Source organism: Nonomuraea sp. NPDC002799, assembly GCF_053592075.1.
The window spans coordinates 90,355-101,560 of the sequence record NZ_JBSFVA010000024.1; the positions used below are offsets into that span (position 1 = coordinate 90,355).

An 11,206-nucleotide genomic window follows, 5' to 3' on the forward strand; every position below is an offset into this window, starting at 1 on the left:
GATCGTGTCGGGCCTGTGAGTGTGGGTGCCGAAAACCGTGTCACAACCCGCCCCGAACCCGATCACAGACCCGGGGCGAATCATCGACCCGACCATACGCCGACGAGACCAGCTCGGCGGAGTCCTCCACGACTACTCACATGCCGCTTGACCTGTATGGATGGAATCTTCGGCAGGCGCAGGGGCGCCCGAGCCGTCGCGGCCGTCCGGAATTGCATGTGTGGCTCCCCTGCGACAGGTACCTAACACACCCGCGAAGAATCTCTTCGCATTTCCACATGAAAGCGGAAATTCATGCCATTTCCCCTCCAGTTGAGCAGGCGTCCATGCGACGGTGCAGGTGGAGGTGGTTGTGATGGCCACGATGCCGGAAGCGTTCGCTCAGGCCGCGAGGAGACACGGCGTACCGGAGAGCGTCCTGCTCGCCGTGTCCTACATGGAGTCGCGCTGGGACTGCAACGGTGGCAGGTCCAGCACGGCCGCCGGGTTCGGCCCCATGCACCTCACCGACGGAGCCGCGCCGAGCAAGTCGCGGAACCACCACCTTGACGGGTACGAGGACCCGCGCGGCGACGGCTCCGGCCCGCCGCCGCATCCCGCCGAGCCGGCGGAGCGGCACAACGGGTTGCCCGTGTCCCTGCACACCCTGGCGCGTGCCGCCGAGCTGACCGGGGAGAGCGTCGAGCGCCTGCGGGAGGACCCGGCGGCCAACATCGACGGCGGCGCGGCGCTGCTCGCCGACTACCAGCAGGCCCTGGGCGCCCCGCCGAGCGCCGACCCCGCCGACTGGTACGGCGCGGTGGCGCGTTACTCGGGCGCTTCGGCCGAGGAGATCGCGGCGAACTTCGCCGACGAGGTGTACGAGGTCATCCGCGAGGGCGCCACCCGGGTGACCGACACCGGTGCGGAGGTGACACTGCCGCCCACTCCCGGGGTGGACCCGGTCCGCTCCTGGCTGACCCGGCTGGATCTGTCCCACCTGGACGGCGCCGGCGCCGTGGAATGCCCCGCCTCGATCGCCGGTGAGTGGATCCCGGCGTTCTACAGAAAAGTGCCAGAGAACACGTACGGCAACTACGACATCGCCGACCGCCCCACCAGTCAGACGATCCACTACATCGTCATCCACGACACCGAGGAGCTGTACGACACGACGCTCAACCTCATACGTAACCCGGCGGTCAAGGCGAGCTGGCACTACACGCTGCGCTCACACGACGGCCACCTCGCCCAGCACGTGCGCACCAAGGACATGGCCTGGCACGCCGGCAACTCATACGTCAACAGCAAGGCCATCGGCCTGGAGCACGAGGGCTTCCTCGCCACCGGCGGCACCTGGTACACCGAGGCGATGTACCGCACGTCCGCCAAGCTCGTGCGCTACCTGGCCGACAGGTTCGGCGTCCCGCTGGACCGGGCCCACATCCTCGGCCATGACAACGTGCCCGCCCTGCTGCCGGAAAAGGTGCAGAAGATGCACGAGGACCCGGGCCCGTACTGGGACTGGGCCCACTTCTTCGACCTGATGGGTGCGCCCCTGCGCGCCGACGGCGATTCCGGCACGGCCACGGTCATGATCCTGCCGGACTACTACCGCAACCGCCCGCTTTACACCGGCTGCGACAAGGACCACCCCGACGCCACCTGCCCATCGCACGGGTCGGCCTCGATCTGGCTGCACACCGAGCCGCGCGAGGAGTCGCCCCTGGTGAAGGACATCGGCAAGCACCCGACGGATGAGTCCACCTTCAGCGTGTACGACCACGCCGCCCGCGCCGTCACCGGCCAGCGCTACGTCGTCGCCGAGCGACAGGGCGACTGGACGGCCATCTGGTACCTGGGCCACAAGGCGTGGTTCCGCAACCCGGATTCCGCTCCTGTGGCCGTGCCCAGCCGTACCCGGATCGCAACGCCCCGGCCGGGCCTGGAATCGGTCCCCGTGTACGGCCGCCCGTGCCCGGAGCCCGCGGCCTACCCGGCGGACGTGGAGGTGCAGCCGATGTCCCCGCTGCAGTACACCTTCGCCGCCGGACAGTCGTACACGGTCGGCCTGACCACGACCGGCGAGTACTACAAGGCGACGACCTTCGACACCACGCTGCATCGCGTGGTCCGCGGCACCCAGAAGTACCACCAGATCCAGTTCGGCCACCGCGTCATGTTCGTCAAGAGCGAAGACGTCGTGGTGACCGAGACGTGAGGGTCCGGCGTCGGCCCCGCGATCAGCGCTCGAGCAGGGCGCTCAGGCGGCGGCCGGACTCCTCGACCATCGCCCGAACCGCCTCGGCTGAGGTTTCCTCCGGCCCGCCGGCCATGGGACTCAGGTATGTGGAGGGCGACACGGAGCCCAGTGCCCGCATCACCAGTTCCCTTGTCCGCAGGAAGGCCTCGGCGCTGTCATGAAGCGATGCCCCCAAGGACTCGAGCTCCGCGAGCAGGTTGTCCTGATCCTGGAGCGCGCGACTCTGACCGGACGATTCTCCGGCCGCCGCCAGAACGGCGAGGCAACTGCGGATCTCGTGCCTCGCGGCGCTCTGGAGCGAGCCGATGTCCTCGTGGCGGCCTTCGGCGCCCGGTTGGGTGAGAGCCCTCCGGATCGTTTCCGCTTCACGCTCGTAGAGGTCGAGCACCAGGTGCACGTATGCGCCCTCCGGTGCGGGCGACGGGTCGAACGCCTCGTTGATCCCGCGCAGCCAGCGCAGGAAGAGCCGGCCACCGGCTCCGAGATGTTCCGTTTGCTGTTCGAGTCGCTGAATGAGGTACTGGGCCCGGTCGAAGGACCGCCTTGCCTGCTGGGCGGGATCCGCGCTGGTGATCTGGCCGTACCGATCGGCCAATTCCGCGTATCGTGCGGCCACGGCGGAGTGGAACAGCGCCAAGCTGGTGTAGACGTGGCTCACGGTAAGGGCACGATCGATCGGCCAGCCGTCGCCCGCCTCCGGCCGGGCCCTGTTCCAGTGCGGACGGATCAGCGGCGACGCCTCCGCGTCGTAGTGCTCGCCCAAGAGAGAGTGAGTGTGCTCAAGATCGGTGAACTTGACGTGCATCGCCTCGTGGAGCAGATACTCGGCGGCCTGCCACGGATTGCTCAACACTGCGGTCGACAGGAATATCGCCCCTGGTATGCGCGGATGCGTGAGCGATGCGAAGCCGGGCGACGACTCCTTGCCGACGACGGCTATCAGATGCACATGGCTCAGCGCGCTTCGCGCAAGCCTGGGGCAGAGCGTGTACAGCAGTGCCGCTCCCCGCAGGAGCGTCTCACGCACGTGAGCGTCAGGACTCGTCAGAGTGAGCTTCTGGAAACTTTCGGAGAAGACGCGACGGAAGAACTCTCCCAGCGGATCCGCGTCGGCCCGGGGCTCGGACCACACCCACGGCCAGGCGGCCTCATGCAGCCTCAACAGGTCGGCCGCGCCTTCGGCGAGCGGCGGAACGTTCGCGCGAGGGCTCTGGGCGGCCGCGGTCTCCAGAACGCTTTCCAGCTCCTCCTCAGGCCATGGCGGCTCACTTCCGCCGCGTACGGCACTCAGCCAGCTGTCTATCGCCACCCGGACCGCCGGATCGCCCAGAGTCCGGTGGTGCCGGCCGTCGGTCGCCCCCTCCAGCGCGGAGAACAGAAGATGCGCGCCCTTGGAATGCTCTTTGAGCAGTTGCAGGCGGTGACGGTAGTGGATGCGGGTGCGCTGACGGATGTAGTCGCAGTCGCCGAACGGGCGATCGTCGGCGAGGATCGCCTCAGCCTGCTGCCTCGCCTGAGTGCTGTTCAGCAGGTGGATCCGCGTTGTGTTCACGGGACGCCTTATTGCTGTTCGTACATGGCCGCGCAGTACAGAACGGGGCACCTTACCCTGGCCAGGCTGGCGGCTCCCTCGCCCGGGTCGCTCAACGCCCTCAGGTCGTCCTCGGAAAGCTGGCTGTCGACGATCTCGGCCTCGGAGATGCGCAGGACCATCGGCCCTTTGATGTGTTGCCCCATCGGTACTCCCCTTGTCGGGCTACTGGATCGATACTTCTCCTGCTCGAAGTCGGGCAAGCGGGAACCATTGACTTCTTCAAGTTTGCCCGCGCGAAGGACGCGGGCCGGCGAAACGCTGTCTGACACGTATGATCCGGGACGGAGCCGCTGTCTCGCGCCTCGTCCCGGGGCGCAACCTGGAAAGGCACTATGCCGAAAGTGAACGGAAAGGTGATGACGGCGGGGTTGTGTTGGGTGCTGCTGGCGGCGTGCGGCGCTGCTGACTCGATTCCCCGATACACAGACATCGACCACTTCGGATATGTCGTGGCCAACGCCTTCCGCGCCTCGCACCCCGAGTACGTCGTGGGCTCCGGCGACTATGCCTTCGAGCGAAGGCCGGAGGAAATGGCCATCGACCTGCGCGCCTCACCCAACGGGGAGTCGAGCGGCGCCGTCGCGGCGTTCGGTATCCGGCAGGACCGGGACTCGGGAGATTTCTCGTACACGATCGGCGGCGACCGTGAGCCGGTGCCGCGCGAAGAGGCCGTCCGGCGGCTCGACACCCCCGAATCCCATGACTTGTCTGCCGCGCTGCGCCAGGTGGGGCATGGCCGCGGGCCGGCGAAACAGCACGTCGATGCCGTGTTACGGCAGGCGGGCCGCACCAAGGAAGTCACCGCGGTCGTGGAATTGACGCGGCCTTTGACGGCGGACGAAATACGCGGCCGTAAGCATCTGCCCGTGGACAACGGGGTCTTCTCTCCGGCGCTGGGTGGGACGCCGGTTTACTGGGACAGCCGGGCCGGCCTGTTCTGCCATGTGTGCGGAGGCGCGGGCGACGCGGTCACGCAGGACTTCCGTAATTGGGTGGGCTCCCTGCTGCCGTCCGACGAGCCCGCACTTCAGCACTTCGGGCTGGACCTTGCCCGGCTGAAAGACGCGGCACGGGCCGGAAGGATTCATGCCTACATTCAGCAGGCGGAGAATCCCGTGCTCCTTCGCAAGCTCCTGAAACAGGACTATGTCAAGACCATGTACGTCGTGCGCGTCGCCGACCACTGCTCCAGCGACGAACCCGACGAGTGCTCGTGGCCCGGCGACGACCAACTGTACGGCTGACGGACGGGCGCCTCGTACGGCGGCGTCCCGGCCTGCGCTGCGGTTGAGCGGCGTGGTGGTATTCGTGGATCGTGCCTACGACGACGGGTTTTCGGTGGATGGATCGCGGGTCGTTGAGGTCGGTCACGTCCTGGGCAGGCTGCGTTGCAATGTGCGGGGCCGTTGTCGCCGGGCTCGATGAAGACCAGCACGTACAGCCGGTTGAGCAGCACCGTTTCGACCACGAGGAAGTCACGCACAATGATCGCGTGGGCTTGAGCGGTCAGGAACTGCCGCCAGCCGGCAGACCGAAGCTGCTCAGCGCAGTACGGCCGTCAGCAGGTCGGCGCCCAGCGCTGTCAGATCGGGGAGATTGAGGGTGTGACGGACGTAGCGACCGTGCCGCTGGGCCGTGAGCAGGCCCGCGCGGCGCAGGACAGCGAGGTGGCGGGAGACCTCCGGGGGTGAGAGTGCCCAGGCGTGGGCCAGCTCACCGGTGGTGTGCGGGCCGCGGGCGAGGGTGCGCAGCAGCCGCAGCCGTACCGGATGCGCCAATGCCTCCAGCCGTAGCGTCACCGTTTCCAGCGATATCGGCTCCGATGGACTCGCCTCGGCCACGGGGTACTGCACCACCGGCTGCCACCCGCGCGCGTGGACCACCACCAGGTGCGGGCGGCCGAAGACGCTGGGGAGGAAGGTGACCCCGGCACCGTGGGCGGCGGTCGCGTTGTCCTGCAGCTTGTCCACGATGATGCGGTTGCCGTCCGGCGCCAGGGTGACGGCGCCGGAGACCGACGCGAGTGCCGCCTCGATGCCCTGGCGCTTCAGCAGGTCGTTCTTCAGGCGCAGGTCGGTGGCGAGTTGCACGGCGACGCCCGTCCAGGCGGCGTCGAAGAAGGCCTCGGCGCACTGTTCGAGGGTGTGACGCACCCGCGCCCGCACGACGGCCGGGTCCGCGAGCAGCCGTTCCGCGAAGGCCTCCTGAAGCGGGCCGCGGGCCTGGGCCAGGTCCAGGGCCCGCTCGCGCGCCGTCGCGTCGGCGAGCGGCGACGGCGCGGCGAAGTGGACCCGGTTGCTGCCGCACGTGGTGATGAGCGCGGCGGTCACATAGGTTTCATCGTCGATCCGGTCAACGTCGTCCAGCTCCTCGGCGAGGGTGGGCCGAGGACGAGCGGGGACCAGAAAGTCGGCTCGTGAGGAACGCCAGAGGAACTCCGCCTCCCGCAACCGCTCGGCCAGCTCCGGCCGCAGCCCGGCCCAGACGTCCCCGGCCCAGCCGGCGAGCTGCGGGTGATGCCCGGGTTCGGCCAGCACGTGCAGCATCGCGGTCAGCTCGGCCAGCGGGGAGGCAGCGAACCGCACGCGCTCGGACGGCAGGCCGCTGATGTCGATCCTCAACGTCATCCCTCCATCATCGCTGGTCGGATGGCCGGCGACGGCGTCGGTTGACGGTGTCCGTCAACCGACACAGTCGGCCCGGCGGCCGAACGCATCGTTGACGCCATGGCAACCACCACCAAGATCCAGCCGCGCGCCCTCGTCCGTGCTTCCGGAGGCCCCCGCTATGCCGTGGCCCTGGCCGTGGACGCGCTCGGCACCGGCCTGCTGCGGCCCTTTCTGCTGCTCTACGGGATGACGGTGCTGAGGTTGTCCGCGTCGGCCACCGGCATCGCCATGACGGCCGGCGTCGTCGTGGGTCTGGTGTGCATGCCCGCGGTGGGCCGATGGCTGGACCGGGGCGCCCGCAGCACGGTGGTGGCAGCGTCGATGCTGGTGCGGGTGCTGGGCGTGGCGCTGCTGCTGGCCGCCCCGGTGGGGCACGTCTGGCTGTTCGCGACGGCGGCGCTCTTCCTCGGCATCGGCAACCAGGCCTGGCCGGCCGCCCATGCGGCACTCGTGGCCACGGTCGCCGACGGCCGCGAACGCGACGCCGCTCTGGCAGCAGGCCGCGCTCTGCGCAACGCCGGCTTGGGCGTGGGCGCGCTCTTGGCCACCGCATGCCTGGCAGGCGGCACCACCGCATTGCAGGCGCTGGCAGCCGTCACCGGGCTGGCCTATCTCACCGCGGCGGCCTTGGCATGGTCGGTCCACCTGCGCGCGCATCCGGCCGCTACTCCGGCCAAGGGCAGGGCCGACGAGCCCGCACCTCGGATGCGCGCGCTGCTGGCTTCCAACGTGATTTACGTCTTCTGCCTCAACGTCCCCGAAATCGCGCTCCCCTTGATCCTGATGACACAGTTGCACGCGTCCCCGGTGTGGTCGGCAGCCATCTTCGTGGCGAACACCGTGCTGGTGGTCACCCTGCAGGTTCCGCTCACCGTCCTGATGTCCCGCTTCTCCCGGCGGACCGTGCTGGCTCTCGCCGGCGTGGTGATCGCCGCGTCCTACCTCGGCTTCCTCGCGGCCACCTCACTGGGACCCGGCTGGGGTGCCCCGGCGGTCGCCACGGTGTCCGTGCTCTGCACCATCGGCGAGATCCTCTATGCCGGCAGCGCCACCGCGCTCGTCACCGCCCTCGCCCCGGCCCACCTCCTGGGACGCGCCCTCACCCGCTTCCAGCTCTCCACGGGCTTCGGCCTCGCCGTCTCCCCGGCGGTCATCACCACGCTCGCCTCCCACGGCTCGGCCGCCCTCTGGGGCAGCCTCACCGCCGCGACGCTCCTCTCCGCCTCCGCCGTCGCCACCGAGAAAGATCGAAGAACGCGGCTCAGCGATTGCTGACACCAGGCGCGAGCAGGCTCATGAGCTCGGCGATCGCCTCGGGGGACGGCTTGACGTCATCGAGCAGCATCTCGGCGACACGCACATCGCCTGGCTCGGCCGGGCACTACCGGCCGCACTGGCGCGACTGCTGCCCACGCGGCTTCGTCTCCATCGGCTCGTGACGCCGGGCACCTTGTTGTCCTGGCGGTGAGCTGCTCGGGCTCGGCCATCGGATCGGGGAAGGGACCCGCCGGATCCTCGCCGCGGCCGGTCAGGACCCAGCGCCACGTCAGGCCTCACCGACCTGGCGACAGTTCCCCACCTCGCAAGCGAGGACCGCAGAGCGGCCTGAGAACGCCCAGCTCAGCAGCCTTATCCGCGTTTCGGCACCGCGCCGGGTGGATGGAGGGTGGTGATACCGATGAGAACGAGGTCGATGCCGGTGAGGAATTGTTCGCGGTCGTCGTGCTCGCGCATCTGGTCGGCGATGGCCCGGATGAACGGGTAGTCGTCGGGGTCGAGGTCTTGCCATGCCCTGGATGCGGTGTCGAGGAACTCGGTGCGGTCCACTTCGGAGCCGGGGACGCCGTCGACACCGGTGTTCTGGGCCGTCTGGGCGGTGGCGCCGAGGATGTAGTGGACCAGCGTCGAGGTCGTGGTGAACCAGTCGCCTTGCGGCACACCCAGCGCGCGGACCAGCCGGCCGATGCTTTCGAAGATTCGCAATGTCACCGGCCCCCAGGGGTTGCGGGTGAGCTGCACCGGGAGCTGGGCGGCGAGCCATGGGTGTTCGGCGACCGCGTCGAACAGGCCGAGTGCGACGGCGCGGATCTCGTTCCGGGGTGCGCCGGCCTCGGTGGTTTCCACGCGCTCGGCGGGCTGGGACGGCTGAGCGGATTGCCCGGCCAGGGCGGTGGCGACGACGGCGTCGGTCGCGGCCTCCAGCAGCTCGTCCATGTTGCCGATGTGCCAGTAGATCGCGCCGGGCCCGGTGGCCAGGCGGCCGGTCAGCGCCCGGACCGTCAGGGCGTTCTCCCCCACCGCGTCCAGCAGCTCGACGGCGGCCTCGACGATGCGTTCCCGGGTGAGCGCCTGCCTGCGTCGTTGTGATTGACGTGTCCGGATGGCCATGCCTGACATTCTGGCATGGTTGGAGCATCGATCCAACATGGAGTACCGTTCCATTCATGGAGCGATGCTCCATAAGCCGTCGGGGTTTGCCGGGCGGCCCGGATCGAAGGAGGCTCAACGTGTATGACGTGGTGATCGTGGGTGCCGGCCCAGTGGGCCTGTTCCTTGCCGGTGAGCTCGCGCTGGCGGACTGCTCGGTCCTGGTGCTGGAGCGGGATCAGGAGCAGACCTCGCCGTGGAAGGCGCTCCCGCTGGGAATGCGGGGCCTGAACGCTGGATCGGTCGAGACGTTCTACCGCCGCGGGATGCTGGAAGAGCTGCTGAAAGCCTCAGGCGCCGACAGGGAGCAGATCGGCGCGGACCTCGACGCGTACGATCCGCCGGCTCCTCGTGACGTGAGCCACTTCGCGGGAATGCGGCTCGACGCGGTTAACATCGACACCGCCGCCCTCCCGTTCCGGCTGCCCGGCCCGGCGATGGAGGGCATCATGACCAGCCTCGACGCGGTCGCGACGGTGCTGGCCGAGCGGGCGGCCAGGCTCGGTGTGCGGATCCTGCGGGGCGTTCCCGTCGAGGCCGTGGTTCAGGACGGCGACACCGTCGTCACACGAGCCGGCGGGCGCGATCACCAGGCGCGCTGGCTCGTGGGCTGCGACGGCGGACGCAGCACCGTGCGCGACCTGGCGGGCTTTGACTTCACCGGCACCGAACCGCTGTTCACCGGCTACGCCGCCCACGTCACCTTCGCTGATCCGCAGAAGCTGGACCTGGGCTTCAACCTGACACCGACCGGCATGTACCTGCGGACGCCCTTCGAGGGACACCTGGGCATGATGGACTTCGACGGCGGCGCCTTCGACCGTTCCCAGCCGCTGACGCGCGAGCACCTCCAGACGGTCCTGCGCCGGGTCTCCGGCACCGACGCGACACTCACCGAGGTCCATCTCGCCTCCAGCTTCACCGACCGCGCGATGCAGACCACGACCTACCGCGACGGCCGCATCCTGCTCGCCGGCGACGCCGCCCACATTCACTCCCCGCTCGGCGGCCAGGGACTCAACCTCGGCATCGGCGACGCCATGAACCTCGGCTGGAAACTCGCCGCCACCGTCCACGGCACCGCGCCAGAGGGCCTGCTCGACACCTACACCGCCGAACGTCACCCCGTCGGCGCGGCGATCCTCGACTGGTCACGCGCCCAGGTCGCGACCATGAACCCCGGCCCCAACGCCCCGGCCCTGCGACGGCTGGTCCACGACCTGCTCGACACACGCGACGCGACCACCCACGTGTTCCGCAACACCTCAGGGCTGTCCCACCGCTACGACCTGGGCAGCGACCAGCCACTCGTCGGCCGGACCGCCCCGGACTTCCGTCTCGCCGACGGCACCCGCCTCGGCGACCTGCTGCGAGAAGGTCACGGCGTCGCACTCGACTTCACCACCGGCCAGCGCCTGCACGACGCGGCGATGAGCTGGAAAGGCCGGATCCGGTACGCGACCGGGCCGGTGCGCAACGACCTCGGATTCGGCGCCCTGCTGATCCGGCCCGACGGCATCGTCGCCTGGACCGACGACCACGACCCCGGCCCCGACCCCGAGGTGTTCCGGCACGCCGCGACCAACTGGTTCGGCGACCCGGCAACCTGACAGGACGCCTCAAAGCCGACCAGCACGCGGCGGGCGAACCAGCCTCATGCCCCCCAAGTACGGGGCACCTTTGCAAGAAAGGGAACTTCCATGCCGAGCGAAACCCCGGCCCAGCCCGAGCCGAACAAGGAAGTGGTTCGCCGCTTCTACGAAGCCGTTCTCCGAGCACCCGGCGGCCCGGACTTCGCCACGATCAAAGAACTGACCGACGAGCAGGAGATCGAGCTCAACTGGGGCCACCCCGACAGCGGCGTCCACAGGGGAGCCGCCATCGGGCCGGCGCGGCATCGCATGCACGAGCTGACCGGATTGGACATCTCAGCCATCAGTATTGACGAGCTCATCGCCGACGGTCCCACTCGCGTGGTGGTGGTGGCCACGAACAGTGGCACCGACATCCACGCCAACCCGTGGAGGATGACCGTTCTGGAGCTGGTCGACGTGGTGAACGGCAAGATCACCAAGAAGCGGTCGTTCTACCAGGACACTGCGCTTCTCCGGGACATCTCACTCGAACGCGAGGCGGCACTGGCGCAGAAGGCCGGAGAGGCATCCTCGGTGTGACCGCCCCCGGATGTGGTGCAGCTGATGCCAGGCGTTCAGGGGATGCGCATGTCAGGATTCGACTGGACATGCACGTGTCAATGCCCTGGTTGTAGGGCGC

Annotated in this window: 9 protein-coding genes; 5 read left to right on the forward strand and 4 right to left on the reverse strand. The window is 68.9% G+C overall.

Annotated features, from left to right (window positions below):
* Positions 1-355 precede the first annotated feature (355 nt).
* Entirely contained in the window at positions 356-2,200 is a 1,845-nt protein-coding gene (locus ACWD0F_RS34465) for an N-acetylmuramoyl-L-alanine amidase (protein ID WP_449883231.1), read from the forward strand.
* Between the two features lie 22 nt (positions 2,201-2,222).
* On the opposite strand, the gene ACWD0F_RS34470 is transcribed toward ACWD0F_RS34465, so the two are convergent.
* Together ACWD0F_RS34470 and ACWD0F_RS34475 are read right to left on the reverse strand one after the other, a co-directional pair.
* On the reverse strand, positions 2,223-3,794 hold the full coding sequence (locus ACWD0F_RS34470) for a hypothetical protein (RefSeq protein WP_449883233.1): 1,572 nt from the start codon (positions 3,792-3,794) through the stop codon (positions 2,223-2,225).
* 8 nt (positions 3,795-3,802) lie between these two features.
* Positions 3,803-3,979, reverse strand: a complete 177-nt coding sequence (locus tag ACWD0F_RS34475; protein WP_449883235.1) for a hypothetical protein — start codon at positions 3,977-3,979, stop codon at positions 3,803-3,805.
* A 198-nt stretch (positions 3,980-4,177) separates the two neighbouring features.
* Here ACWD0F_RS34475 and ACWD0F_RS34480 point away from each other — a divergent pair, with 198 nt between their 5' ends.
* Positions 4,178-5,080: a hypothetical protein gene (locus tag ACWD0F_RS34480; RefSeq protein ID WP_449883238.1), complete on the forward strand. Its 903-nt coding sequence runs from the start codon at positions 4,178-4,180 to the stop codon at positions 5,078-5,080.
* A gap of 297 nt (positions 5,081-5,377) precedes the next feature.
* On the opposite strand, the gene ACWD0F_RS34485 is transcribed toward ACWD0F_RS34480, so the two are convergent.
* Positions 5,378-6,463: a DUF5937 family protein gene (locus ACWD0F_RS34485; RefSeq protein ID WP_449883240.1), complete on the reverse strand. Its 1,086-nt coding sequence runs from the start codon at positions 6,461-6,463 to the stop codon at positions 5,378-5,380.
* A 99-nt stretch (positions 6,464-6,562) separates the two neighbouring features.
* Between ACWD0F_RS34485 and ACWD0F_RS34490 the strand changes: the two genes are divergently transcribed.
* Positions 6,563-7,780 (forward strand): MFS transporter, encoded by a 1,218-nt coding sequence (locus tag ACWD0F_RS34490; RefSeq protein WP_449883242.1) that lies wholly within the window; start codon positions 6,563-6,565, stop codon positions 7,778-7,780.
* Positions 7,781-8,134: 354 nt separating this feature from the next.
* On the opposite strand, the gene ACWD0F_RS34495 is transcribed toward ACWD0F_RS34490, so the two are convergent.
* Positions 8,135-8,893, reverse strand: coding sequence for a TetR/AcrR family transcriptional regulator (locus ACWD0F_RS34495; protein WP_449883245.1), 759 nt, complete (start codon positions 8,891-8,893; stop codon positions 8,135-8,137).
* A 119-nt stretch (positions 8,894-9,012) separates the two neighbouring features.
* On the opposite strand from ACWD0F_RS34495, the gene ACWD0F_RS34500 reads away from it, so the two are divergent.
* Together ACWD0F_RS34500 and ACWD0F_RS34505 are read left to right on the forward strand one after the other, a co-directional pair.
* Entirely contained in the window at positions 9,013-10,542 is a 1,530-nt protein-coding gene (locus ACWD0F_RS34500; protein ID WP_449883247.1) for an FAD-dependent oxidoreductase, read from the forward strand.
* Positions 10,543-10,632: 90 nt separating this feature from the next.
* On the forward strand, positions 10,633-11,106 hold the full coding sequence (locus ACWD0F_RS34505; RefSeq protein ID WP_449883249.1) for a nuclear transport factor 2 family protein: 474 nt from the start codon (positions 10,633-10,635) through the stop codon (positions 11,104-11,106).
* The last annotated feature ends 100 nt before the right edge of the window (positions 11,107-11,206 follow it).

Excerpts from the sequence above, each read along its gene's own strand:
- ACWD0F_RS34495 (WP_449883245.1), bottom strand. The coding sequence starts at position 8,893 with ATGGCCATCCGGACACGTCAATCACAACGACGCAGGCAGGCGCTCACC.
- ACWD0F_RS34505 (WP_449883249.1), top strand. The coding sequence starts at position 10,633 with ATGCCGAGCGAAACCCCGGCCCAGCCCGAGCCGAACAAGGAAGTGGTT.
- ACWD0F_RS34465 (WP_449883231.1), top strand. The coding sequence starts at position 356 with ATGGCCACGATGCCGGAAGCGTTCGCTCAGGCCGCGAGGAGACACGGC.
- ACWD0F_RS34490 (WP_449883242.1), top strand. The coding sequence starts at position 6,563 with ATGGCAACCACCACCAAGATCCAGCCGCGCGCCCTCGTCCGTGCTTCC.
- ACWD0F_RS34485 (WP_449883240.1), bottom strand. The coding sequence starts at position 6,463 with ATGACGTTGAGGATCGACATCAGCGGCCTGCCGTCCGAGCGCGTGCGG.
- ACWD0F_RS34475 (WP_449883235.1), bottom strand. The coding sequence starts at position 3,979 with ATGGGGCAACACATCAAAGGGCCGATGGTCCTGCGCATCTCCGAGGCC.